The sequence below is a fragment of the Lysobacter sp. CA196 genome (assembly GCF_052078695.1).
GTDB lineage: Bacteria > Pseudomonadota > Gammaproteobacteria > Xanthomonadales > Xanthomonadaceae > Lysobacter.
Window position 1 is genome coordinate 92497 of the sequence record NZ_JBQJIN010000004.1, and the last position, 24888, is coordinate 117384.

Consider the following 24888-nt stretch of genomic DNA (forward strand, 5'->3'; position numbering starts at 1 on the left):
CGACCGGCTCGACGGCGGATCGAAGCCACGATCTGGGTCAACCGCTTCTTTGCCTCCCGATTTCACTGCGCGCCTGCGGCATCGAAGCAGCGTCGCCGAACACATCGACGCCTGCGACTCCGCGAGCAATGTCCGCCCGCATCGAAGATGCGTGATGGCGGTCATCGCGGCATCGACGATGCGGTCGCAACACCTCGACCGCGCTCGCCTCAACATAGCCGGCGCCAGCTGAGCGTCCATGCGATCCTCGCTGACCGCAGCGACTGCGCATGTGCCTCGTATGACGGTCGAAGTGCGCGAAGTCGAAGTGCGCGAGATCGCTTCGCTCACCGTTCGCGCTTGAGTCGATGCATGAGATCGATGTAGGGGAGCGGCCCTCGCCTTCGTTTCTAGACAGGACGCCCTTGAAATCCGAACGACGGAGGACGCGTGCGCCCGAAAAAACCGCAGAAAATTCCAAACAACCGAACAGGAGATTCGCCAATGCTTAGCAAATCTACGCTTCTGGCTGCCGGTCTAATCGCATTTCTTACAAGCTTCGGAGCTTGCGCGCGCAACGTCGTATTCTTGAACAATCCATCGCCGCAGGACGTAAAGGACGTCGGCCACTACCGGGTCAAGAGCAGCGGCCAGCCGTTCTTTTCCGACCTGGTGTTGTTCGCCGCCAACATCAACGGCAGCACGCCCAACACGCCCGTGCTGTACTACAACACGGAGATGAGCGCGATCCTGAAAGACAACATCGACGCCGTCCGCCAGTTGCAGGACGCCGGCATCAAAGTCCAGATCTCCTACCTGGGCAACCATCAGAACGCGGGCTGGTCGTGCAACATGACCTCCAAGGCCGCAACCCGGCTCGGCAATGCGATGGTGACCGACGTGGTGAAGTACGACCTCGACGGCATCAACGTCGACGACGAATACTCCAGCTGTTCGGGCAGCGCGAGCTCGTTCTATGCGGTGCTCAAGGCGATCCGGAGCAACCCGTACTTTTCCGGCAAGACCCTGAGCAAAGCGCTGTGGTCCGACTCGCAGTATTTCCGCTCGCCCAACAACGCCGCCAACCAACTGACCGAAGGTTATGAAATGACCTACGCCGGCAGCGTCAGCTATCTGACCCCGTATGTCGGCTACGGCATGAGCAAGTCCAGCCTGTTCCTCGGCATCTCGCCGGAGTTCAGCTCGGCGTCGCAAGCGCACAGCATCGCCCAGAACGTCGCCAGCGGCGGCTATCAGGGCGTGATGATCTGGGCGCCGAACGCCTTCCTCGACCGAACCGCAGCCGCGCAGTACTACACCGAGATCGCCAGGGCGCAGATCGGCGCCACCGAGACGGTGGAATACGTTCCCTGATCGAAGGTGATTTCCGAGAAGGCGCGCTCTACTTCGGCGGAACCGAACACCCAGGCTTTCCCGAGGGATGACGCTGAAGCCTCCACGCCTCGCTTTCGCGCAATTGCTCGCACCGACGGCCCGATCGTGCATCGCGGCGCGCCACAAGGCGCGCCGCGATGCGTTTGCGACCGCTTACTTCTTTTTCACCGGCCGTTTCCAGCCTTCCACCGTCGACTGGCGCGCGCGCGCCACGGTCAGTTCTCCCGGCGGGGCCAAGCGGGTGATCACCGAACCCGCGGCAATCGTCGCGTCCTTGCCGATGGTGACCGGCGCGACCAGCGAGGAATTGGAACCGATGAAGGCGCCGTCCTCGATCGTCGTCGTCGACTTGTTGACCCCGTCGTAGTTGCAGGTGATGGTGCCGGCGCCGACATTGACGCCCGCGCCGATCAGCGCGTCGCCGAGATAGGTCAGGTGATTGGCCTTGCTGCCGACGCCGAGGGTGAGGTTCTTGGTTTCGACGAAGTTGCCGACGTGGGCGCCGTCGGCGAGCACCGTGCCGGGGCGCAAACGCGCGTAGGGACCGATCTGCGCCGCGCCTTCCACGACCACGCCGTCCAGATCGCAATGCGCGCGCACCAGGGTGCCGGCGCCGAGCTTGACGTCCTTCAGCCGGCAGAACGGGCCGATGCGCACGCCGTCGCCGAGTTCGACCTTGCCTTCCAGGACCACGTCGACGTCGATCTCGACGTCCTGGCCCACCCGCACTTCGCCGCGCAGATCGAAGCGCGAGGGATCGGCCAGGCGCGCGCCCTGCAGGCAGACCGCGCGCGCTGCGCGCCACTGGTAGGCGCGCTCGAGTTGCGCGAGCTGCCAGGCATCGTTGGCGCCTTCGACTTCGATCGGGTCGGCGACGTGGACCATCTCGGCCGGGCTGTATTCGGCAGCGGCCGCGGCGAACACGTCGGTGAGGTAGTACTCGCCCTGCACGTTGTCGTTGCCGAGGCGGTCGAGCCAGCGACGCAGCGGCTCGCCGTCGGCGACCAGGATGCCGGTGTTGACGGTGCGGATCTCGCGCTGTTCCTCGTCGGCGTCCTTGTGCTCGACGATGCGGCCGACCCGGCCTTCGGGATCGCGGACGATGCGGCCGTAGCCGGTCGGGTCGTCCATGTCGGCGACCAGCACCGCGATGCGGCCGGGTGCGGCGAACAGACGCTGCAGTGTCTCGGGGGTGATCAGGGCGACGTCGCCATACAGCACCAGCACCCGCGCGTCCTGCGGCACGCCCGGCATCGCCTGCTGCACCGCATGACCGGTGCCGAGGCGCTGCTGTTGTTCGGCCCAATGCAGGTCGTCCTGGCCCTCGAAGGCCGCCCGTACCTGTTCGCCGCCATGGCCGTAGACCACATGGATGCCGGCCGGGCGCAGCGCCCGCGCGGTATCGATCACGTGGGCCAGCATCGGCCGGCCGGCGATCTTCTGCAGCACCTTCGCGGTGGCCGACTTCATCCGCTTGCCCTCGCCCGCGGCGAGGATGACGATATGCAATTGATTCATCGAATCGTGAGCCATGGATTTCGGGTTCCTCGACGCGCACTCCGCGTCCGGGCCGAATCTTAGCAACTGCCTTGACGAGGATTCTGCATGCCCGCTGAGCGCGTTTCCTGGCGACCGACCGCCCTGGTCGCCCTGTGCTTCACCTTGCTCGCGGCGCTGGTCCAACGCCAGGACGCAAACTGGGACCTGCGTAACTATCATTTGTACACGCCGCTGGCCTGGCTCGACGGACGCCTGGGCTACGACATCGCCGCGGCGCAGATGCAGACCTGGCACAACCCGATCGCCGACCTGCCCTTCGCCCTGTTGGTGCGGGCCGGCGCCAGCGGCTGGCTGGTCATGCTGTGGCTGGCCCTGCCGAGCGTCATCGCCCTGTGGTTCGGACTGCGCCTGCTCGATGCATTGATGCCGGCGCAGCGCAGCCGGCTGCGCACCTGGATGGCGGGCCTGGTCGCGATCGCCGGCGCGGCGGTGTATCCCGGCACCGCGGCCACCTTCAACGACCACATCGTCGCGGCCTTCGTGCTGGCGGCCTTGTGGTGGGCGGTCGATTCGTCGCGGCGCCGCGGCGCCTGGGCGACCTGGCTGCCGGTCGGCCTGTTGGCCGGCATCGCCGCCGGCCTCAAGCTCACTGCGGTCATGTACTGCCTGGGCTTCATCGCCATGGCCTTGTGCGCGGGGCCGCTGAAGCAGTTGCCGGCGCGCCTGACCGCGCTGGCGATCGGCGGTGCGATCGGTGCGGCGCTGAGCTGGGGACCGTGGGGCTGGTACCTGTGGGAGCATCACGGCAATCCGCTGTTCCCGTATTTCAATCATTGGTTCCACTCGCCCGATGCGCTGTTCAGCGAGCGCCGCGATCTGCGCTTCCTGCCCAAGACCGCGCTCGATGCGCTCAACGTGCCGCTGCGCCTGCTGCGCAAGAGCAACGATTTCTCCGAGGCCTCGCTGGCCGATGCGCGTCTGCTGCTCGGCTTCTGCGCACTCGCGGCGTGGTGGTGGTTGCGCGCTAAGCGCGGTGCCGAAGCGACGAGCGCATCGTCTGTCGCTACCGATGGTTGCAAGGGACGCGAAGCCGCCGCCTTGTACTGGCCGCTGCTGGCCTTCGTGCTGGTCAGCTACTGCTTTTGGCTCGGCGTCTACAGCATCTACCGCTATCTGTATCCGCTCGAATTGTTGTTCTCGGTGTTGATCGTCGGCGTGATCTCGGTCGCATTCGCGCGGCGTTGGACGCGCACCGCGCTGGTGGTCGGCGCGCTGCTGGTCATCGCACCGACCAAGCATCCGGGCTGGGGACGCGACCCGTTCCGTAGCCCGATGATCTCGGTCGAATTCCCCGGACTGCCCGCAGACAGCCTGGTCGTGACCAGCACCGAGACGCCGATCGGCCACGCGGTCGCGTTCCTGCCGCGCGGGGTTCCGGCGCTGGCGATACGCAACAACTTCATGGACCCGCAGCAGTGCACGCGGTTGCAGATGCGCGTGGAAAGCCGGATCGCCGGCCATGACGGGCCGCTGTGGCTGCTGCGTCCGGTCGAAGTGGATACGGTCGCGGCCGAACGCATGACCCTGTACGGATTGCGCGTCGACGGCACCTGCCGGCGCGTCGCCGACAGCCTGGCCGAGATCGAACTGTGCCCGCTCGCGCGGACGCCGTTCACTCCGATCTGTAGCGCACCACCTGGTCGGTGATCAGGCGCAGGATCTCGTTCGAACGCCGGTTGACGGTGTCGAGGATCAGCCCGGTCGCGAGCAGGATGAAGGCGGTCAGCGCCAGCGCCGCGGCGAGCACCGCGGTCGAGGGATGGGTGACCGCGCCGCTGAGGGTGTATTCGTGCACGACGAAGGCGCCGAAGCCCAGGCTCGCCAAGCCCGCGACCAGGGCGGCGACGCCGAAGAACAGCAACGGCCGCAGGTCCTTGAACAGGAAACCGATCGTGCGCAGCACGCGGAAGCCGTCGCGGAAAGTGTTGAGCTTGGACTCGCTGCCTTCCGGGCGCACGCCGTAGGGCACGGTGCGTTCGCTGAGCACGAAGGCATGGGCCATCGCGAACACGGTCATCTCGGTTTCGATCTCGAACCCGCGCGACAGCACCGGCATCGATTTGACGAAACGTCGCGAGAACGCGCGATAGCCCGACAACACGTCGCGTACCGGTTGCCCGAACAGACGGCCGATGCTCCAGCGCACCAGGCGATTGCCGAAGCCGTGAAAGCGCCGGAACGAGCCGCTGTCGTGGCTTTCCAGGCGCGTACCGACGACCATGTCGGCGCGGCCTTCGAGGATGTCCTCGATCAGCATCTCGGCGTGGTCGGCCGGATAGGTGTCGTCGCCGTCGACCATCAGATAGACGTCGGCCTCGACCTCGCGGAACATCGCCCGCACCACGTTGCCCTTGCCCTTGGCCGGCACGCGGTGGACCCGGGCGCCGGCGGCGCGCGCGATCGCCGCGGTGTCGTCGGTGCTGGCGTTGTCGAACACCCAGACCTCGGCGTCGGGCAGGACGCGACGGAAGTCGGCGACGACCTTGGCCACCGTGCGGGCTTCGTTGTAGCAGGGGATGAGTACTGCGCTGCGCAAACCGCCGCTCCCGTCGTGCCGGCTGGTGATGGGCGCGATGGTACAGGGTCGCTTGGCTAGAATGCGCGCATGACCGCCGCCCCGCCCGCCTTCGTCGAGCTCGCCCCCGCCGGGTTCGGCCACGCCGCCACGGCCGAGGCCGGCGCATGAGCCTGACCCGCCAGGGCCGTAACTACCTGATCTTCGGCGCGCTGCAGTACTTCATCGATTGGGGCGTGATGGTCGGCCTCAGCCACTTGGGCATGCCGGTCGAAGCGGCGAACCTGGCCGGGCGCATCAGCGGCGCCCTGATCGGCTTCTGGCTCAACGGCCGCTTCACCTTCGCCAGCGAGGACAGCCGAGTCGGCCGGCGCCAGTTCGGGCGCTTCGTGATGCTCTGGATCGGCACCACCATCGTCAGCACTTGGGCGGTCAGCACCGTCGATGCCTACGCCGGTCTGCAATGGACCTGGCTCGCCAAGCCGGTCATCGAAGTCTGTCTCGGCGGCGTCGGCTTCCTGGTCTCGCGCCACTGGGTGTATCGCCGCTGAGAACAGGCGCTGAGCTCTCAACCTCGCGGTGACGCAGGCACACCACGCCTCTCTCCCACCGTCATCCCCGCGCAGGCGGGCTCGGCTTTACTTCAGCGGCGCCGAACATCCAGGGCCCATCCGACAGGACTCTGAAGTCCCGTCCCGAAACGAAAAACGCCGGCGCGAGGCCGGCGTTTTCGTTGCAGCGATGACCTGCTGCGCGTCGCGAAGCAAGACTCAGTGCTTGATGTTCTTGCGCAGACGCTCCAGCGCCTGCAACTGCGCCATCGCTTCGGCGAGCTTGGACTGCGCTTCGGCGACGTCCATCTGCGGACCACGGTTGGCGAGCATGCGCTCGGCCTCTTCCTTGGCGGCGCGCACGGCGGCCTCGTCGATGTCCTGGGCGCGGATCGCGGTGTCGGCCAGCACGGTCACGACCTGCGGCTGCACTTCCAGAATGCCGCCGGAGACGGCGAAATCCAGCTGCTCGCCGCTCGGCAGGGTCACCACGACCTTGCCCGGCTTCAAGCGCGTGATCAGCGGCGCGTGGCGCGGTGCGATGCCGAGTTCGCCGATCTCGCCGGTGGCGACCAGCAGCGTCGCCTCGCCGTGGAAGATCTCTTCCTCGGCGCTGACGATGTCGCAACGGAACGTAGTTGCCATAAAGAAACGCCTCTATTCATTGTCCCCCTCTCCCGCTGAGCGGGAGAGGGCAGGGGCACGCGAAGGACGAGTACGAACGTCGCAAGGAAACAACCAGCAACAGCGCCCTCACCCTACCCTCTCCCGCAAGCGGGAGAGGGAACCGCGGGTTTAGCCCACACCCATCTTCTTGGCCTTCTCGACCGCTTCTTCGATGCCGCCGACCATGTAGAACGCCTGCTCCGGCAGGTGGTCGTACTCGCCTTCGACGATGCCCTTGAAGCCGCGGATCGTGTCCTTCAGCGACACGTACTTGCCCGGCGCGCCGGTGAACACTTCGGCGACGTGGAACGGCTGCGAGAAGAAACGCTCGATCTTGCGCGCGCGCGACACGGCCTGCTTGTCTTCTTCCGACAGCTCGTCCATGCCGAGGATCGCGATGATGTCCTTGAGCTCCTTGTACTTCTGCAAGGTGGACTGGACGCGACGCGCGGTGTCGTAGTGCTCGGCGCCGATCACGTTCGGGTCGAGCTGACGCGAGGTGGAGTCGAGCGGGTCGACCGCCGGGTAGATACCCAAGGATGCGATGTTGCGGCTCAACACGACGGTGGCGTCGAGGTGGGCGAAGGTGGTGGCCGGCGACGGGTCGGTCAAGTCGTCCGCGGGCACGTACACGGCCTGGATCGAGGTGATCGAACCGGTCTTGGTCGAGGTGATGCGCTCCTGCAGGACGCCCATTTCCTCGGCCAGGGTCGGCTGGTAACCCACCGCCGACGGCATACGGCCGAGCAGTGCCGACACTTCGGTACCGGCCAGCGTGTAGCGGTAGATGTTGTCGACGAAGAACAGGACGTCGCGGCCCTTGCCGTTCTCGTCCTTCTCGTCGCGGAAGTACTCGGCCATGGTCAGGCCGGTCAGGGCGACGCGCAGACGGTTGCCCGGCGGCTCGTTCATCTGGCCGTACACCATCGCGACCTTCGAGTCCTTCAGGCTCTCGAGCTGGATGACGCCGGCTTCGGCCATCTCGTGGTAGAAGTCGTTGCCTTCGCGGGTACGCTCGCCGACGCCTGCGAACACCGACAGACCCGCATGCTCGGTGGCGATGTTGTTGATCAGTTCGAGCATGTTGACCGTCTTGCCCACGCCGGCGCCGCCGAACAGGCCGACCTTGCCGCCCTTGGCGAACGGGCACATCAGGTCGATGACCTTGATGCCGGTTTCCAGCAGCTCGTTGCCCGAGGACTGGTCGGCGTAATCGGGGGCCGCGCGGTGGATTTCCCAATGCTCGGTGGCTTCGACCGGACCCGCTTCGTCGATCGGCTCGCCGAGCACGTTCATGATGCGGCCCAGGGTACCCACGCCGACCGGCACCGAGACGCCCTTGCCGGTGTTGATGGCGATCAGGTTGCGCTTCAGGCCGTCGGTGGAACCGAGCGCGATCGCGCGCACGATACCGTCGCCGAGCTGCTGCTGCACTTCGAGGGTGATGGCGGTGTTCTCGACCTTCAACGCGTCGTACACGCGCGGCACCGACTCGCGTGCGAACTCGACGTCGACGACCGCACCGATGATCTGAACGATCTTGCCCTGGCTGCTGCTCATCTTTGATTCCTCAGTAACTTTCAAATGCTGCTCGTGGTCGCGGGCCTAGGCCGCGCCCACCGGATGGTTTAGACCGCCGCGGCGCCGCCGACGATTTCGGAGATTTCCTGGGTGATCGCTGCCTGGCGGGCCTTGTTGTAGACCAGGTTCAGGGTGCCGATCAGCTTGCTGGCGTTGTCGCTCGCCGACTTCATCGCGACCATGCGCGCGGCATGCTCGGAAGCGACGTTCTCCAACACCGCCTGGTACACCAGCGACTCGATGTAGCGGGTCAGCACGTGATCGAGCACGGTCTGCGCATCGGGTTCGTAGATGTAGTCCCAGTCGTGCTTGGCGACCTGCGTCTCCGGCGCCGGCAGCGGCAGCAGCTGATCGAACGCCGCGCGCTGGGTCATCGTGTTGACGAAATCGTTGTAGCTCAGGAACACGCGATCGATGTTGCCGGCGCTGTAGGCGTCGAGCATGACCTTGATCACGCCGACCAGCTGCTCCAGGTGCGGCTTGTCGCCCAGGTGGGTGACCGAAGCCAGCATGTTGACCTTGATGCGACGGAAGAACACCGACGCCTTCTGGCCGATGGTGACCACGTCGACCTCGACGCCCTGTTCCTGCCACTTGCGGATTTCGCCGAGCAGCTTGCGGAACAGGTTGTTGTTGAGGCCGCCGGCCAGGCCGCGGTCGGACGACACGATCACATAGCCGACGCGCTTGGGATCCTTGCGCTCGACCATGTACGGATGCTTGTAATCGGTGTTGGCCTGGGCCAGGTGACCGATCACCTGCTTGATCACGCGCGCATACGGGCGCGAGGTCTTCATCCGATCCTGCGCTTTGCGGATCTTGGAAGCCGAGACCATTTCGAGCGCGCGCGTCACCTTGCGGGTGTTCTGCACGCTCTTGATCTTGGTTTTGATTTCGCGTCCGCCTGCCATCTCTTTATCCGGGACTTGGGACTCGGGACTCGGGACTCGAAAGAGGCCCTGCCGGAATCGTTACTGCTCGCCCGGGACGCTGGATCCGGCACCGCGGAACCCGCTTTCGCGAGTCCCGGGTCCCGAGCCCCGAGTCCCGGCTCCTGGTTACCAGCTACCGGTACGCTTGAACTCTTCGATGCCCTTCTTGAAGGCGCCTTCGATCTCGTCGTTCCAATCGCCGCTGTCGTTGATCTTCTTGACCAGCTCGCCGGCGGTGTTGGTGAAGTGCGCGTGCAGCGCCTCTTCGAACGCACCGATCTTGGTCACCGGCACGTCGTCCATGTGGCCCTTGTCGACCGCGTAGATCGACAACGACTGCAGGGCGATCGACATCGGCGCGTACTGCTTCTGCTTCATCAGCTCGGTGACGCGCTGACCGCGCTCGAGCTGCTTGCGGGTGGCTTCGTCGAGATCGGAAGCGAACTGCGCGAACGCAGCCAGCTCGCGGTACTGGGCCAGGGCGATACGGATGCCGCCGGACAGCTTCTTGACGATCTTGGTCTGGGCCGCGCCGCCGACGCGCGACACCGAGATACCGGCGTTCACGGCCGGGCGGATGCCGGCGTTGAACAGGTCGGTTTCCAGGAAGATCTGGCCGTCGGTGATCGAGATCACGTTGGTCGGCACGAACGCCGAGACGTCGCCGGCCTGGGTTTCGATGATCGGCAGCGCAGTCAGCGAACCGGTCTTGCCCTTCACTTCGCCGTTGGTGAACTTCTCGACGTAGTCGGTCGACACGCGCGCGGCGCGCTCGAGCAGGCGGCTGTGCAGGTAGAACACGTCGCCCGGGTAGGCTTCGCGGCCCGGCGGACGCTTGAGCAGCAGCGAGATCTGGCGGTAGGCGACGGCCTGCTTGGACAGATCGTCGTACACGATCAGCGCATCTTCGCCGCGGTCGAGGAAGTACTCGCCCATGGTGCAGCCCGAGTAGGCGCTGATGTACTGCATCGCGGCCGATTCCGACGCGGTCGCGGCGACCACGATGGTATGGGCGAGCGCGCCGTTCTCTTCGAGCTTGCGCACGACGTTGGCGACCGAGCTGGCCTTCTGGCCGATCGCGACGTACACGCACTTAATGCCGGTGCCCTTCTGGTTGATGATCGCGTCGATCGCCAGAGCGGTCTTGCCGGTCTGGCGGTCGCCGATGATCAGCTCGCGCTGGCCGCGGCCGATCGGGATCATCGCGTCGACGGTCTTGTAACCGGTCTGCACCGGCTGGTCGACCGACTTGCGCCAGATCACGCCCGGGGCCACGCGCTCCACCGGAGCGGTCATGGTCGCGGCGATCGGGCCCTTGCCGTCGATCGGCTCGCCGAGGGCGTTGACCACGCGGCCGAGCAGTTCGCGGCCGACCGGCACTTCCAGGATGCGTGCGGTGGTCTTGGCGATGTCGCCTTCGCGCAGGTGTTCGTAATCGCCCAGCACCACGGCGCCGACCGAGTCGCGCTCCAGGTTCAACGCCAGGGCGAAGGTGTTGTTCGGCAGTTCGATCATTTCGCCCTGCATCACGTCGGCCAGGCCGTGGATGCGCACGATGCCGTCGGACACCGAGGTGACCGTGCCTTCATTGCGCGCTTCGGCGGCCAGCTTGACCTTCTCGATGCGGGTCTTGATCAGTTCGCTGATTTCGGACGGGTTGAGCTGGGTGCTTGCCATTGTCGTTTCCTTGGTCCTGCATCGCGATGGGGCGACGCGCGGGTGCTTTCTTTTGGTTCGGGATTCGGGATCGGTGATTCGCGATTCGCCGGGGCCTTGGCCGCTACGATTCCCGCATCCCTAATCCCGAATCGCTGCTTTAACCGGCCAGCGCCGTCTGCAGGCGCGCGAGCTTGCCCTTGAGCGAGCCATCGATCACGACATCGCCGGCATCGATCACCGCCCCGCCGATCAGCGACGCGTCGACGGCCGTCTCGACTTCGACCTTGCGGCCGAAGCGCTTCACCAGCGCGGCCTTGATCGATTCGAGTTCGGCCGCGGGCAGATCGCTGGCGGAGGTGACCTTGGCCTTGACCACGCGGTCGGCTTCGGCGCGCAGTTCCTCGAACTGGCCGGAGATTTCCGGCAGCAGCGAGAGACGGCGGTTGTCGGCCAGCAGCGCGAGAAAGCGCTGGAAGGCTTCGTCCGCGCCGTCGATCGCGACCAGGCCGACGGCGTCGGCGAGGGTCAGCTGCGGATGACCGAGCAGCCCCTGCACCTGCGGATCGCCGGCGACGCGCGCCGCGAAGGCGAGCGCCTGGGACCATTCGGCGGAGCGGCCGGCGTCGTTCGCGGCCGCGAAAGCGGCGCGGGCGTACGGTCGTGCGAGGGTGAGGTTCTGGCTCATCGCGTTGGGCTATCCGATCAGATTTCTGCGGCCAGCTCGTCGAGCAGCGCCTTGTGGGCGTTGGCGTCGATTTCGCGCTTGAGCAGCTTTTCGGCGCCGGTCACGGCCAGCGTGGACACCTGCTTGCGCAGATCCTCGCGAGCGCGATCGGTGGCCGCGGCGATTTCGGCGTCGGCCAGCGCTTTCAGGCGCGTGCCTTCGACGACGGCGTCGGTCTTGGCCTGGTCGACGATCTGATTGGCGCGCTGATGCGCCTGATCGATGATCTCGTTGGCCTTGGTACGGGCTTCACGCAGCGCCGCGTCGACGCTTTCCTGCGCCTGCGCAAGGTCTTTCTGGCTGCGCTCGGCAGCCGCAAGACCTTCGGCGATTTTCTTCTGGCGCTCTTCGATCGCTGCGTTCAGCGGCGGCCAAATGAACTTCATCGTGAACCATACGAGGATCGCGAAGGAGAGCATCTGACCGAAGAAAGTCATGTTGGGATTCATGACGGGTCCTCGACGTTGCTTACGTTGGGCCGGCGTACCGGCCCGGATTGCCCAGTCCGCGCCGTAAGGCGCGGACCGACACGGATCAGCCGGCCTGCAGGACGCTGATCAGCGGGTTGGCGAACGCGAAGAACAGGGCGACGGCGAGACCGATGATGAACGCGGCGTCGATCAGGCCGGCCAGCAGGAACATGCGGCCCTGCAGCATCGGGACCAGCTCCGGCTGACGCGCGGCGGATTCGAGGAACTTCGAACCCATGATCGCGATGCCCAGGCAAGCGCCGAGCGCGCCGAGGCCGATGATGATGCCGATCGCGATGGCGGTCAGACCCTGAACGTTGGCGATGAACTCCATGGTGCTTCTCCTGGTAGAGGTAGTGCTAAACGGTGAAGGGAAAACGAATGAGGGGTGGTGCGCGTCGAGCGATGGATCAATGACTTTCGCGGGCGCCGGCGATATAGACGACCGTGAGGATCATGAAGATGAAGGCCTGCAACAGGATGATCAGGATGTGGAAGATCGCCCAGGCCGCGTTGGCGAGCACGCCAGGCACGAAGGTGTAGATGCTTCCCATCAGGCCGGCGATGAGCATGAACACCAGCTCGCCGCCGTACATGTTGCCGAACAGTCGCATCGCGAGCGAAACCGGCTTGACCAGCCACTCGATGATGTTCATGACCAGGTTGACCGGCACCAGCACGAGCTTCATCGGGCCGTGCGCGTGGAACGGCGCGGTGACCAGCTCCTTGCCGAAGCCGCCGACGCCCTTGGCCGAAACCGCGTGGCCGATCAGGATGAAGAACACCGAGGCCGAGATCGCGAACGTGGTGTTGAGGTCGGCGGTCGGAACGGCGCGGAAATACGTGTGGTGCGCCGCTTCCGGACCGGCGGTGACGTGGACCAGCCAGCCGAACAGATCGAGCGGCAGCAGGTCCATCGTGTTCATGAACACGACCCACATGAAGATGGTCAGCGCCAGCGGGGTCACCGAACGGCGGTCGCCGTGGAAGGTGTCCTTCACCTGGCCGTCGATGAACTCGAGAATGATCTCGACGAAGGCCTGGCCCTTGCTCGGGACGCCCGCGGTGGCCTTGCGTGCCGCCAGACCGAACCACAGGATGAAGAGCAGGCCGAGCACCAAAGCGACGATCCACGAGTCGAAATTGAACTTCGACATCGCTTCACTGCCAAAGACCTCACTGGTGTTGTGGGTCAAATGGTGCTTGATGTATTCGTTCAGGCCGCCCGAACCGGTCTGTTCACTCACGAAAGACACCTTATCGTTTCAAAAGATTGGCCAGTACGAAGGCCAGCGTTGCCGCCAGCAATCCCACCAGCATTGGAAGCGGAGGTAGACGCCACCAGGCCATTCCGAGCCCGAACACCGCCAGTACCACCACCCATTTGAATATGACTCCGGCCAGCAACCGACCCACTGCCATCCCGGCCGGTTGCACGCCACCCCCCAATGCCATCCTGGCGGCCACGAGGCTGCCAGCGACCGTCGCGCCGCCGCCGACCGCCGCCGCCAATGCATGGGACGCACCGAAGGGGTAGAAGGCCAGCGCAGCCAGCGCCATCGCGCCGAATTGCCAGGCAATCGCGCGCGACGCCAACCGGCGACCTGCGGACAAAGGATCGTGCACGCGGGACTCGTCGGTATGGGGTTGGCGCAAAGCGCCCGGTAGAGCCGCAAAAGTATAGAACGCGGGCGCAGTTGCGGCAACCGGCGTCGGTCATGCCTGTGCGCAGCGCCCGGTAGTACACGGCATCTATGGCGACGACGGAGGGCTTCATGGCCGCGACTATGGCCCGCACTGCGCGGCCGTTGAATTACCCCCCAGGTAAAGCGCGCGCCACCGGCGGCCGCATCGATAGCCGGGATCTATCGTATCGAGCATAAAGGTCGATTTGATTTTCCAAGGCAAGAGCGTATTGTTGAGAACAATTCTCATTTGGGCCGCTCCCATGAGCAAGACACTCAGCTTTGCCTGCGTGCATTTCTCGGTCGCCTTCCTGGTCGGCTATCTGATGACCGGCAGCGTCTGGGTCGGCGGCGCCCTGGCCCTGGTCGAACCGGCCTGCAACACGGTCGCCTTCCACTTCCACGAGAAGATCTGGAAGCGGATCGAGCGCCGCCGCGCCGCGTCCTTGCCCGGCACGCTGGCGACTTGATCGAAATCTTTGACGAAGTTCGGAACCTTTCGCGCAAGCACCGGTCAGTATCTGTGAACGCCCGCCGCCTCTCTCTCCTCGTCAATGGCAAAGCAGCGGCGGGCTCCCCCGAAGCCCCGGCATGACCCGCCGGGGCTTCGCCTTTTTTGCGGCAGCGGTCACCGTTTAAGGTTTTCCGACTTTGCAGCAACGGTCGGACCGGTTTTTTTTCACCGTCACTCCACTTATTGCGCGGCATTCATGTACGCGCCAGTACATCAAACCGTACTGCGCTTCCCCCGCAACGGAGTGAGCCTGTGAACCCGAAACTTTTGCCTCTGACGCTCGCGTTGGCCGCGACGGGCGCCTTGTTCGCGCAATCCGCGCATGCCGAAGACGATCGCTTCACCGTACGCCTGGGCGCCATGTCGGTCGACGGCAGCGGCGAACTCAGCGCCGGCACCACTTTTCGCGGCGAGCCGTATCGGTTCGCCCAGGATTTCGATTTCGGCAGCAAGGAAACCGTACCGCGCATCGAAGGCGTGTTCCGCTTCAGCGAACGCAACCGACTGCTGTTCAATTACTTCGGCTACGACAAGAGCAAACGCGCCACCCTGCGCGAAGCGATTTCCTACGACGACACGACCATCCCGGCCGGCAGCTTCGCCGAGGCCAAGGCCAAGTTCGAACTGGCCAGCGTGATGTACGACTACGCCGTGGTCGAGACCGAGACGGTGAGCTGGGGCCTGCAGATCGGCGTGGAGTACGCCAAGCTCGAAGGCAAGCTGCGCGCCGAGGCCGGCGCCAACCACTACCGCACCAGTTCCAGCGAAGACGGCTATGCGCCGGTGGTCGGCACGCGCCTGACCTTGTCGCCGAACGACAAGTGGCGTTTCGTCCTCCAGGGCCAGTACCTCGACGCCGACTGGGGCGATTTCGGCGATTACGAAGGCGACGTCAGCCGCGCCAATGCCCTGGTCGAGTACCGCTTCACCCCGGCGATCGGCGCCTTCGTCGGCTACGACTGGTTCAAGATCGACGCCCGGCGTCCCGGCAGCGACGGCGTGATCGGCCTGGACCAGCGCTTCAAGGGACCGATGGCGGGCGTGACGTTTTCGTTCTGAGCAAGACCGCATGCGTGCGGCGCAGTCGTGCCGCACGCGGCGGACCTGTAACGCCGTGACGCGGCCGGGGTAGGAGCGGCGCAAGCCGCGACCGCGCACGTGAGGATCGCTGCGCCGGCCGCCGTTAGCCAAGGGTCGCGGCTTGCGCCGCTCCTACCCTGGGATCGCTGGTCGCGGCCAGCGCCTGCCGGCGCCGGCGCTCGAGAGCGGATCAGCCCTTCTTCTTCGGGATATACAAATCGGTGATCGTGCCGTCGAACACCTCGGCGGCCATGCCGACCGATTCGCTCAGGGTCGGGTGCGGGTGGATGGTGTGGCCGATATCGGCGACTTCGCAGCCCATCTCGATCGCCAGGCCGATCTCGGCGATCAGGTCGCCGGCGTGCACGCCGACGATGCCGCCGCCGACGATGCGGTGAGTGGCTTCGTCGAAGATCAGCTTGGTGAAGCCCTCGGTGCGGCCGATACCGATCGCACGACCGCTGGCGGCCCACGGGAACTTGCCGATGCCGACCTTGAGGCCCTTGGCCTTGGCTTCGCTCTCGGTGACGCCGACCCAGGCGATTTCCGGATCGGTGTAGGCCACCGACGGAATCACCCGCGCGACCCATTCCTTCTTCTCGCCGGCGGCCACTTCGGCGGCGAGCTTGCCTTCGTGGGTGGCCTTGTGCGCGAGCATCGGGTTACCGACCAGGTCGCCGATGGCGAAGATATGCGGCACGTTGGTGCGCATCTGACGGTCGGCGGGAATGAAACCGCGCTCGCTGACGCTGACGCCGGCCTTGTCGGCGCCGATCTTGCCTCCGTTCGGCGCGCGGCCCACCGCGACCAGCACGCGATCGTAGACCGTGGCCTCGAGCGCGGCAGCCTTGCCGGCTTCGGCGCTTTCGAAGGAAACCTTGATGCCTTCCTTCAGCGCTTCGGTGGCCGCGGCCTTGGTCTTCAGGTGCACCATTACGCCCTGCTTCTTCAGGCGGTCGGCGAGCGGCTTGACCAGGTCGGGATCGGCGCCCGGCATCAGTTGGTCCAAGAACTCGACCACGGTGACTTCGCTGCCGAGCGCGCGGTACACGGTGGCCATTTCCAGGCCGATGATGCCGCCGCCGACGACCAGCAGTTTCCGCGGAATCTCGGCCAGCTCCAGCGCGTCGGTGGAATCCATCACGCGCGGGTCGTCCCATGGGAAATTGCCGAGCTTCACCGCCTGCGAACCGGCGGCGATGATGCATTGCTCGAAGCGGATCAGCTGGGTGCCGCCCTCGCCCGTCACTTCCAGCTCGTTGGGCGAAACGAAGCTGCCGGTACCGGCGACCACGCGCACCTTGCGCTGCTTGGCCATGCCGGCCAGGCCCTTGGTCAGCTGGCCGACCACTTTTTCCTTGTACTTGCGCAGCGCGTCCAGGTCGATGCTCGGCTTGCCGAAGCTGACGCCGTAGTCGCTGGCGTGCTCGGCCTCGTCGATGACCGCGGCCGCATGCAGCAGCGCCTTGGACGGAATGCAGCCGACATTGAGGCAGACGCCGCCGAGGCTGGCGTAACGCTCCACCAACACGGTGTCGAGGCCAAGGTCGGCGGCGCGGAAGGCTGCGGTGTAACCGCCGGGGCCGGAGCCGAGCACGAGCATGCGGCATTCGACGTCGGCCTTGCGGCCGCTCGCCGCGGCGGCGGCCGGTGCGGGCGCGCTGCTTGCCGCTGCCGGAACTGCCGCAGCGGCTGCGGGCGTCGGCACTGCGGCCGGCGCCGGTGCGCTGCTTTCCGCGGCCGGCTTCGGCGCCTCGCCGGCGCCTTCGGCTTCGAGGATCGCGATCACCGCACCCTCGGAGACCTTGTCGCCGATCTTGACGCTGATCGACTTGATCACGCCGTCGGCCGACGAGGGCACTTCCATCGTCGCCTTGTCCGATTCGAGCGTGACCAGGCCCTGGTCCTTCTTCACCGTGTCGCCGACGGCGACCAGCAATTCGATCACCGGCACGTCGTCGTAGCCGCCGATGTCGGGAACCTTCACTTCGATGTTGTTGGCCATGACGCTGCGTCCTCTGGTTCTATCTCGGGCCGACGGCGCTCGAAGCGTCCGTCGTGGGGGCGGCCATCGCGATGCGACGGCCTGGCATGGGGGTGGCGGCTGGCCTGATCAGTTCGCCGGCGTCGAGGCGGCCTCGGCCAGGCGCTTGTCGAGTTCGTCCAGCGACTCTTCCAGCGCGCGCCAGCGGCGTTCTCGCTTGGACTCGCTTTCGTTGGCGGCTTCGGTCATCAGGCCGACCTGTTCCATGATCGATTCGCCCGGCCCGCAATCGGGGCGCAAGCCGCTGACGCGCAGACCGTCGACGACGAAGATCAACTGGTCCTGCTCGTGGAACTCGGCGGCCTTGCCGTCCGGCGCCAAGCTCGACAGCGCGCGTTTCCAGCTCGCCACGATGCGTTGGGCCAACACGGCCGGCATCGGCGCCTCTTCGTTCTCGACTTCCTGGTCCACCCGCAATTCCAGCGCCGAGCTGCGGCGCGACGAGCTCCAGGCCGCCACGCGTTCGCTGGCGGTGGCGTGGCGCAGGGTCCAGTCGCCTTCGGCCGGAATCAGCATCAGGCCGCTCTCGGCGCCGCGCGCCGGCAGGTAGGTCAGGCTCAGGTTCGGCGTGGCCTTGGCCGCGAGCAATTGCTCGACCGCCGAGCCGTGGTTTTCGGTGGCCGGCGGCCAACCGCGGCCCAGGGACACTTGGCAGCCATCGGCGGCGTGAGCCAACGGAGCGGCCAGCAGCAAGGCGATCAGGCCGAGGCGGCCAAGACGGCGTGGAGCGGAGACGTTCGGTATGCGGCTCATTACGGCGGGCAATCCTATGGAGAACAACGGGCGTCGGGGCGTGCCGCTGGCAAGCTCGGCGTGGTCGAAACGAGGCGGTCGTGGACCGGAACGCATCGCGGCCGCTTCGCCGGCATCGGGCGAAGGCGGCACGGTGGCCTGCTGCAGCGCTGGCCTGCCCAGCGCCGCCGCCGTTGACGGCAGCGGCGCAATGCACAGTGCGGGACCGCAGCCGACCGCCATGCCTGCCGCGCTTACAACAGCACGCGGCGCAGGTCGGCCAGCAACTGCGCCAGGTAGGCGGTGAAGCGTGCAGCGGCGGCGCCGTCGATGACGCGGTGGTCGTAGGACAGCGACAGCGGCAACAGCAGGCGCGGCACGAACTGCTTGCCGTCCCAGACCGGCTTGGTCGCCGACTTGGACACGCCGAGGATGGCGACTTCCGGCGCGTTGACGATCGGCGTGAACGAAGTGCCGCCGATGCCGCCGAGCGAGCTGATCGAGAAGCAGCCGCCGCTCATGTCGGCCGGGCCGAGCTTGCCGTCGCGCGCCTTGGCGGCGAGTTCGCCGGTTTCCTTGGCGATCTGCAGCACGCCCTTCTTGTCGCAGTCGCGCACCACCGGAACCACCAGGCCGTTCGGCGTGTCGGCGGCGAAACCGATGTGGAAGTACTTCTTGAGGGTCAGGTTTTCGCCGGAGGCATCGAGCGAGGCGTTGAAGTCGGGGTACTTCTTCAGCGCGGCGACGCTGGCCTTCATCAGGAAGGCGAGCATGGTCAGCTTCATGCCGGACTTCTCGTTTTCCTTGTTGAGCGCGACGCGCAGCGCTTCGAGCTCGGTGATGTCGGCATCGTCGTGCTGAGTGACGTGCGGGATCATCGCCCAGTTGCGCGCGAGGTTAGCGCCGGAGAGCTTCTTGATGCGCGACAGCGCGACTGTCTCGGTCTCGCCGAACTTGCTGAAGTCGACCTTCGGCCACGGCAGCAGGTTGAGGCCGCCGCCGTTGGAGGCCGCGGCGGCGCCGGTCGCGGCGACCGCGCTGCCGCCCTGCATGATGCCCTTGACGAAGGACTGCACGTCTTCCTTGCTGATCCGGCCGCCACGCGCACTGCCGCTGACCCGGCCCAGGTCGACCCCGAGCTCGCGTGCGAACAGACGCACCGCCGGACTCGCATACGGCACCTTGTCGGGCATCAGTTCGTCGGCGGTGAACGCCACCGGCGGGGTGCGCGGCGGCATCGCTTCGGGATCGGTGCCGGCGTTGGCGCCGGGGATCGCTGCGGGCGCGGCCGGGGCTTCGGTCTTCGCTGCGGCGGGGGCTTCGGCTTTGGCCGGAGCGGGGGCCGCAGTTGCGGGCGCGGCGGGTTTGGCGGGTTCTTGGGGCGAAGCAGGCGCTGTTTTCGCTGTCTCTTCGGTTGGCTCGATCAACGCGACGACGCTGCCTTCGGCCAGTTGGTCGCCGATCTTGACCTTGAGCTCGCGCACCACGCCGGCGAACGGGGCCGGCACTTCCATCGTGGCCTTGTCCGATTCCAGCGTCACCAGTCCCTGGTCCTGGGTGACCGTGTCGCCGACCGCGACCAGCAGTTCGATGACGGGTACGCCGTCGTAGTCGCCGATGTCGGGGACGCGTGCTTCCTTCAGCTCAGCCATTTCGTGGGGCTCCGCAATGCGCGAAAACCCTATTGTGGCGGTTGCAGGCGGTCACGCCAACCGCGTTGCGGGCCAATACCCACTAAAGGCCTAAGCGGCCCGGGAACGCACACCGGCAAGGCCAGCGTACGCCCCAGTACTGCATGCATCGCCTGCGGTTCGGCTTAAGGCTTGGCCGATTTGTCCGACTTGCCCGGCGGCGTCTCGACCTGCAACAGGTCCAGCGGCTGGCCCTGGTAGCGGTAATCCAGTGCGCTCTCGAGTGCGTCGAGGGCGCGCATCTGCCGGCACAGGCCGTCGGCGCGGCGTCCGAGCGCGTCGGCGCGCGGCTGCACCGCGGCCTCGATCCTCGCGTCCAGGTCGTCGAGCTTCTGCAGGCGGCCGACATCGCCGCTGAAAGCGGCGGTGACCGCGCCGCCGACGACTTCGCCGATCACCGTCGGCAAGGTGTCGCCGAGCGCTTCGCCGATACCGTCGCCGAGCGCCTTGCCGCTGAAGTGGGTTGGGGTGATCGCTCGGCTCAGGCGGGCGTCGAGCTGCTGGCGCGCCCGCTCGACGTGGGCGCGGGTGCGCTCGGGATGGCTGCCGAGCGCCGCGGCGAGTTCGCCGAGCGCGGTGAAGGCGATGCCCGCGGCCTCGCGGCCGATCTGCTGCGCTTCCGGCATGGCCGCGCGGGTGCCGCGTTCGAACTCGGCCAGGCGGCGCGCGTCGGCGGCATCGAGCGCGACCCAGCGGTCGTCGACGAACAAACGGCCCTGGCGCATCACGATGGCCTTCGGCTCGCCGCTTTCGCGGGTCAGGATCAGGCTGCGTTGATTGAGGGTCAGGAAGTAGCCGCTGTCGATCTCGCAGCCGGCGTCGACGTGGATGTTGGCAGCGAAGCTCGAACCGCAGGCCAGCGTCAGTGCGGCCAGGGCGGTCAGTCGGAAGGTGCGGGACAGGCGCATCGTCGGATCCTCGACGGTGAAGTGCGTTCAGGTTGCCGCAGCCGTGTCGCCCCCGCCTGTGCCGATGGGCGGCGTGACCTTAGTCATGGCCGTTGGGCTTGCCGGTCGTGGCGATTGGATCGATGGATGGCCATCGAACATCGAGGTTGGGCGCGATGCATCGCCGTCGATCGAGAGCAGACCAATCCGCGCAATCGCGCCGACGGCTATGTGCATTTCGTTCCCCGCATGGAACGCACCGGTTCGCCGATCGCCCATGCAGAAAAGTAGCCATGGCATGACGACACTGCGGCTTTGCGCAATCGGATCGTTCGGCCACGACGCGAGCACAAGCAGGCCTCGCCGTTCGACAGCGTTCATCGTTCACGACCGGCATGCGAAACCCTTGCGCCGCGTGCGATCCACGCATGCGAACGTCCGCATCGACATGGCTGCGGCAACGAATCCTCATGCATTCGCAGTGCGAGATGAACGCAGGTTCATGTAAGTCGCACACGGTTCATTTCGTTCATTTTCCCCTTGAAAACACGCCTCTAACACGATGCGCGCGTGAAAGTTCCTTCACCTGCGTTCGCGCGGCAAGTTCGGTTCATGCGTGCATGGCTACCTTGTGCCCCGCCTCCCCCAAGGCATCGACACAACACAACAACAGGAGATATCTCCATGATGCGCTTTCGTCATTTGACCCTTGCCCTGATGGGTGCCATGGCCTTTGCCCCGGCCGCCTTCGCTCAGGATTCCACCACCGACACCGCGAGCGGCAAGCGTTTCGCCGTCGTCGGCGGTTACGCGCTGTCGCAGCCGACCAAGAACCCTCTGATCGGCGGCGTGCGCACCGATCTCGACGGTGAAGGTGCGGCCACCCTCAGCGCCAGTTACTACATCACCGACAACATCGCCGTCGAGGCGTGGGGTTCGGCCGACAAGTTCGGTCACCGCGTCAACGCCGGCGGCGGCAAGATCGGCAGCGTCGATTCGCAGCCGATCGCGCTGAGCGGCCAGTACCACTTCCGCACCGCCGACAGCACCGTGCGTCCGTTCCTGGGCCTGGGCTACTACGAAGCCAACTACAGCAACGAGACCCCGATCGCCGGCCAGCGCCTGGGCGTCGAGAACGCCAAGGGCGCGATGGCGACCGCCGGTGTCGACCTCAACATCACCCCGACCTGGTTCGCCCGCGCCGACGTGCGCTACATGCAGGGCAAGTCGGACGTGAAGCTGAACGGCCTCAAGGTCGGCGAAGCCGAGTTGAACCCGGTGACCGTCGGTATCGGCGTCGGCGCGCGCTTCTGATCGCCTGATCCGCTGCACTTGCAACACCCAACGGGCTCCTTCGGGAGCCCGTTGTCGTTTCGATGCTTATCGTTTCGATCGCTGTCGTTTCGATCGCTACCGTTCAGTGGGTTGTGGTCGGCGGCGCTCAGGCGAAGGCGCGCGGCGCGGAGACGCGGATCAGATAGAACGCTGCCCCGCTCGGATCGCTCAGGCGCGCGATGCGGTCGGCGCCGGCGTCGAACGGCGCCAGCACGATGCGGCCGCCGAGCGCCACCGCCCGCGCGGCGCTGGCGTCGACATCGGGCACCTGCAGATAGATCGACCAATGCGGCGCCATGTCGCCCCACTCCGGCCCCATCTGCATCAGGCCGCCGAGCCGGCGCCGATCGTCGGAGAACACCCGGTAACCGCTCGCCGCCGCGGGCTGCGCCTGCATGCGCCAACCGAACAAACGCCGGTAATAGGCTTCGGCGCGGTCGAGGTCGCGCGTCGCCAGTTCGGCCCAGCACACCGCATTGTCGACGCCGAGGCGATCGACGCCGGGATGCGCGCGCTGCTGGGCGAGCAGGAAGGCGACGCCTTCGGGATCGCTGCACACCGCCATGCGCACATGCTCCATGAACTCGAACGGCGCGCCGATCAAGCGCCCGCCGAGTGCGACCGCGCGCGCGGCCACGGCATCGCAGTCGGCGGCGCGGAAGTACACGTCCCAATGCGGCGCGTGACTGCCGTCCGGGCCCGGCCAGGCACCCGGCACCAGGCTGTAGGCGCCGGCCACGTCGTGGCCGTCGAGCTTGAAGATCGTGTAGGCACTGCTGTCCGGCATCGGGGTGCGTTCGATCGTCCAACCGAACAGCGCGCAATAGAAGGCCTCGGCGGCGACCTGGTCGTCGCTCGCCAACTCGAACCAACACGGCGCTCCCGGCGCGTGGACGAGCAAGGTCATCGTGGCTCTCCCCCTGACTACGCCTCGACACTACGCCGTGGCGAAGACATCGTCATGGCGCGCTGCGGCGAAAACGCCGCACGACGGTGCCTTGGGTGAGACAGCAGGAGTTTCGGTGAGCCTCGGCCGGGATACCGCCGCGGTCAGGGGTGTTCGGCCTCGACGTGCACGCGTTCGCGGCGCAGCAGATACAGCCCGCTGGCGACGATGATGGCGGCGCCGACCCAGGTGGTCGAATCGGGCAACACACCCCACAGGCTGAGGTCGAGCAACACGCCCCAGATCAACGCCGTGTACTCCAGCGGCGCGATCAGCGAGGCCTCGCCGAGGCGGAAGGCTTCGGTGACCGCGTATTGCCCGATCGAACCGGCCACGCCGAGGCCGGCGATCAGCCACAGGTCTTCGCCGCGGATCGGCGCCCATGCCGGCAAGGCCAGGGCGCCTGCGCCGAGCGTCAGCATCACCATCAGCCAGACCATCATCGCCTGGGTGCTGTCGGTGCGCGACAGCAGGCGCACGGTGATCGCGCTGACCGCATAACCGAGCGCAGCGGCCAGCACCGCCAGCGCGGCCAGGCTCAACATGCCCTCGCCGCTGGGCCGCAGCAGCACCAGCACGCCGATCAGGCCGATGCCGATCGCGACCCAGCGCCGTGGACCGACTCGTTCGCCGAGGATCGGTCCGGACAGCGCGGTGATCAGCAAGGGCGCAATGAAGAAGATCGAATACGTCGTCGACAGCGGCAATCGATGCACGCCATAGACGAAGGTCGCCATCATGCCGATGCCGAGCACGCCGCGCAGCAGATGCAGCGACCAACGAACGCGCAGCAGCGGCTTCAGCCCGCCGCTGGCCAGGGCCCAGGTCAGCACGAACGGCAGCGACGACGCACCGCGCAAGGCGGCGACCTGGAACGGCTGGTAATGCGCCGACAGCAGCTTCAGCAGCGCGTCCATGATCGAGAACATCACCACCGCGACCAGCATGGTCGCCATCGCGCGACGGCGATGCGGATGCGCCGCGCTCATCACGAGTGCGGGCCCGCGCAAACGGCGCGGCGGGCGTGGGGCATGAGGCGCTGGGATGAGGGGGCGGGCATGTCGGCCGATCGAAGCGGGACCGTCTATCTTGCCCGGCGCGCCGGCGCGCGTCATCCGGCCGAAGGCGGGTGCGGTGGAGACCGCGCCGACGTCGGCAGAGCCGGCGTAGCCACAGCACGATCAGCCGCGTCGGCGCAGGCGGCGCGCGAGCCCGACGCTGTAAGCCTGGTAATAGCCCAATAGCAGGCCGCCGACCGCGAGCAGGCTGCCTTGCTGCGGCAACCAACCGGCATGGTCGCTCCAGCCGTGCGCGGCCTGCCACAGGCCGAACGCGATCCGCGCCGCGACCACCAGGGTCAGGCCCAGGATCAGCCAGCGGTTCGGCGTGTAGTACAGGCCCTTGGCCTCGTGCTCGAAGCGGGTGAGATAGACGCCGAGCACGCCGAGCATCAGCCCCGCGCCCCAGCCGAGCGCCGCATATGGCAGGGCATCGGCGATCCAATGCCCGACCAGCCAGGCGCTGACGAAGAAGATCAGCAACGACAGCAGCGACAAGGCCGCCGCCAGCCGCACCGCCCAGGGCAGGGCGCGGCGCCGGGCCTTGCCGTAGCGGTAGCGCTGGATCAGCCCGAGCGGCAACAGCAGCGCCCACAGCATCAGCAGGACCAGCAAGGCCAGTGGGATCAGCAGCAACAGGGGCATGGCCGCAGCTTACCGGCAGTCTGTGCGGACGTCGTGCGAAGACGCTGGTACGGGGCTGGCGGCGGCGGTCGATCGGTCCGTGGGACCTCGTATTTCGTGTTTAGCCTTGACGCTTGTCGCTGTGGGCCCTTGCCTTTGCCTTTGCTCGTCATCCCCGCCTTCGCGGGGATGACGGAATCCAGTACGACGGCTGCGGCCGGGACGATGAAGCAGGTCCGGCTGCCGCAGTTCCGCGCCAG

25 protein-coding genes are annotated in these 24888 nt (G+C 66.5%); 7 read left to right on the forward strand and 18 right to left on the reverse strand.

Features of this window, described 5'->3' with window-relative positions:
* The first annotated feature begins 567 nt into the window (after window positions 1–567).
* The gene (locus tag ACTOWK_RS05545; protein WP_441329188.1) at window positions 568–1353 is read left to right on the forward strand and encodes a hypothetical protein; all 786 of its coding nucleotides are present in this window, start codon (window positions 568–570) and stop codon (window positions 1351–1353) included.
* A 174-nt stretch (window positions 1354–1527) separates the two neighbouring features.
* Here ACTOWK_RS05545 and glmU read toward each other — a convergent pair whose 3' ends face one another.
* Window positions 1528–2907 carry a bifunctional UDP-N-acetylglucosamine diphosphorylase/glucosamine-1-phosphate N-acetyltransferase GlmU gene (gene glmU / locus ACTOWK_RS05550; protein ID WP_441329189.1) on the reverse strand — a complete coding sequence of 460 codons (1380 nt, stop codon included), beginning with the start codon at window positions 2905–2907 and terminating at the stop codon, window positions 1528–1530.
* Window positions 2908–2979: 72 nt separating this feature from the next.
* On the opposite strand from glmU, the gene ACTOWK_RS05555 reads away from it, so the two are divergent.
* The gene (locus ACTOWK_RS05555) at window positions 2980–4581 is read left to right on the forward strand and encodes a glycosyltransferase family 87 protein (protein WP_441329190.1); all 1602 of its coding nucleotides are present in this window, start codon (window positions 2980–2982) and stop codon (window positions 4579–4581) included.
* Here the strand turns inward: ACTOWK_RS05555 and ACTOWK_RS05560 are convergent.
* Window positions 4547–5470, reverse strand: coding sequence for a glycosyltransferase (locus ACTOWK_RS05560; protein ID WP_441329191.1), 924 nt, complete (start codon window positions 5468–5470; stop codon window positions 4547–4549). The genes ACTOWK_RS05555 and ACTOWK_RS05560 overlap by 35 nt on opposite strands.
* Window positions 5471–5616: 146 nt before the next feature.
* On the opposite strand from ACTOWK_RS05560, the gene ACTOWK_RS05565 reads away from it, so the two are divergent.
* On the forward strand, window positions 5617–6000 hold the full coding sequence (locus tag ACTOWK_RS05565; RefSeq protein WP_441329192.1) for a GtrA family protein: 384 nt from the start codon (window positions 5617–5619) through the stop codon (window positions 5998–6000).
* Window positions 6001–6219: 219 nt separating this feature from the next.
* Here the strand turns inward: ACTOWK_RS05565 and ACTOWK_RS05570 are convergent, their stop codons facing one another.
* The 9 genes from ACTOWK_RS05570 to ACTOWK_RS05610 form a co-directional block, all read right to left on the reverse strand.
* On the reverse strand, window positions 6220–6645 hold the full coding sequence (locus ACTOWK_RS05570; RefSeq protein ID WP_408951025.1) for a F0F1 ATP synthase subunit epsilon: 426 nt from the start codon (window positions 6643–6645) through the stop codon (window positions 6220–6222).
* Window positions 6646–6795: 150 nt separating this feature from the next.
* Window positions 6796–8226: a F0F1 ATP synthase subunit beta gene (gene atpD, locus ACTOWK_RS05575; RefSeq protein ID WP_441329193.1), complete on the reverse strand. Its 1431-nt coding sequence runs from the start codon at window positions 8224–8226 to the stop codon at window positions 6796–6798.
* 68 nt (window positions 8227–8294) lie between these two features.
* The gene (gene atpG, locus ACTOWK_RS05580; RefSeq protein WP_031371122.1) at window positions 8295–9158 is read right to left on the reverse strand and encodes a F0F1 ATP synthase subunit gamma; all 864 of its coding nucleotides are present in this window, start codon (window positions 9156–9158) and stop codon (window positions 8295–8297) included.
* 147 nt (window positions 9159–9305) lie between these two features.
* Entirely contained in the window at window positions 9306–10856 is a 1551-nt protein-coding gene (gene atpA, locus ACTOWK_RS05585) for a F0F1 ATP synthase subunit alpha (RefSeq protein WP_441329194.1), read from the reverse strand.
* Between the two features lie 139 nt (window positions 10857–10995).
* A complete protein-coding gene (locus ACTOWK_RS05590) occupies window positions 10996–11523 on the reverse strand; it encodes a F0F1 ATP synthase subunit delta (RefSeq protein ID WP_441329195.1) in 528 nt (175 codons plus the stop codon).
* A 17-nt stretch (window positions 11524–11540) separates the two neighbouring features.
* Window positions 11541–12011, reverse strand: a complete 471-nt coding sequence (locus ACTOWK_RS05595; RefSeq protein WP_441329196.1) for a F0F1 ATP synthase subunit B — start codon at window positions 12009–12011, stop codon at window positions 11541–11543.
* An 85-nt stretch (window positions 12012–12096) separates the two neighbouring features.
* Window positions 12097–12366 carry a F0F1 ATP synthase subunit C gene (atpE, locus tag ACTOWK_RS05600; protein WP_441329197.1) on the reverse strand — a complete coding sequence of 90 codons (270 nt, stop codon included), beginning with the start codon at window positions 12364–12366 and terminating at the stop codon, window positions 12097–12099.
* A gap of 76 nt (window positions 12367–12442) precedes the next feature.
* Entirely contained in the window at window positions 12443–13279 is an 837-nt protein-coding gene (atpB, locus tag ACTOWK_RS05605; protein ID WP_441329198.1) for a F0F1 ATP synthase subunit A, read from the reverse strand.
* A 10-nt stretch (window positions 13280–13289) separates the two neighbouring features.
* Complete coding sequence (locus ACTOWK_RS05610; protein WP_441329199.1) at window positions 13290–13658, reverse strand: hypothetical protein; 369 nt, start codon at window positions 13656–13658, stop codon at window positions 13290–13292.
* 322 nt (window positions 13659–13980) lie between these two features.
* Here ACTOWK_RS05610 and ACTOWK_RS05615 point away from each other — a divergent pair, with 322 nt between their 5' ends.
* Both ACTOWK_RS05615 and ACTOWK_RS05620 read left to right on the forward strand, forming a co-directional pair.
* A complete protein-coding gene (locus ACTOWK_RS05615) occupies window positions 13981–14187 on the forward strand; it encodes a DUF2061 domain-containing protein (RefSeq protein WP_441329200.1) in 207 nt (68 codons plus the stop codon).
* A gap of 296 nt (window positions 14188–14483) precedes the next feature.
* The gene (locus tag ACTOWK_RS05620) at window positions 14484–15290 is read left to right on the forward strand and encodes a hypothetical protein (protein ID WP_441329201.1); all 807 of its coding nucleotides are present in this window, start codon (window positions 14484–14486) and stop codon (window positions 15288–15290) included.
* A gap of 211 nt (window positions 15291–15501) precedes the next feature.
* Here ACTOWK_RS05620 and lpdA read toward each other — a convergent pair whose 3' ends face one another.
* The 4 genes from lpdA to ACTOWK_RS05640 form a co-directional block, all read right to left on the reverse strand.
* Window positions 15502–17316 carry a dihydrolipoyl dehydrogenase gene (gene lpdA / locus ACTOWK_RS05625; RefSeq protein WP_441329202.1) on the reverse strand — a complete coding sequence of 605 codons (1815 nt, stop codon included), beginning with the start codon at window positions 17314–17316 and terminating at the stop codon, window positions 15502–15504.
* Window positions 17317–17424: 108 nt separating this feature from the next.
* Window positions 17425–18108 (reverse strand): hypothetical protein, encoded by a 684-nt coding sequence (locus tag ACTOWK_RS05630; RefSeq protein ID WP_441329203.1) that lies wholly within the window; start codon window positions 18106–18108, stop codon window positions 17425–17427.
* A gap of 233 nt (window positions 18109–18341) precedes the next feature.
* Window positions 18342–19739 (reverse strand): dihydrolipoyllysine-residue acetyltransferase, encoded by a 1398-nt coding sequence (aceF, locus tag ACTOWK_RS05635; RefSeq protein WP_441329204.1) that lies wholly within the window; start codon window positions 19737–19739, stop codon window positions 18342–18344.
* A 164-nt stretch (window positions 19740–19903) separates the two neighbouring features.
* Window positions 19904–20686 carry a DUF2884 family protein gene (locus ACTOWK_RS05640; RefSeq protein WP_441329205.1) on the reverse strand — a complete coding sequence of 261 codons (783 nt, stop codon included), beginning with the start codon at window positions 20684–20686 and terminating at the stop codon, window positions 19904–19906.
* Between the two features lie 126 nt (window positions 20687–20812).
* Here ACTOWK_RS05640 and ACTOWK_RS05645 point away from each other — a divergent pair, with 126 nt between their 5' ends.
* Window positions 20813–20956 carry a hypothetical protein gene (locus ACTOWK_RS05645; RefSeq protein WP_441329206.1) on the forward strand — a complete coding sequence of 48 codons (144 nt, stop codon included), beginning with the start codon at window positions 20813–20815 and terminating at the stop codon, window positions 20954–20956.
* 393 nt (window positions 20957–21349) lie between these two features.
* Window positions 21350–21979 (forward strand): OmpW/AlkL family protein, encoded by a 630-nt coding sequence (locus ACTOWK_RS05650; protein WP_441329207.1) that lies wholly within the window; start codon window positions 21350–21352, stop codon window positions 21977–21979.
* Between the two features lie 127 nt (window positions 21980–22106).
* Here ACTOWK_RS05650 and ACTOWK_RS05655 read toward each other — a convergent pair whose 3' ends face one another.
* From ACTOWK_RS05655 to ACTOWK_RS05665, 3 genes are all read right to left on the reverse strand, one after another.
* Entirely contained in the window at window positions 22107–22907 is an 801-nt protein-coding gene (locus ACTOWK_RS05655; protein ID WP_441329208.1) for a VOC family protein, read from the reverse strand.
* A gap of 143 nt (window positions 22908–23050) precedes the next feature.
* Window positions 23051–23935, reverse strand: coding sequence for a DMT family transporter (locus ACTOWK_RS05660; RefSeq protein ID WP_441329209.1), 885 nt, complete (start codon window positions 23933–23935; stop codon window positions 23051–23053).
* Between the two features lie 192 nt (window positions 23936–24127).
* On the reverse strand, window positions 24128–24649 hold the full coding sequence (locus ACTOWK_RS05665; protein WP_441329210.1) for a DUF1453 domain-containing protein: 522 nt from the start codon (window positions 24647–24649) through the stop codon (window positions 24128–24130).
* Window positions 24650–24888 lie beyond the last annotated feature (239 nt).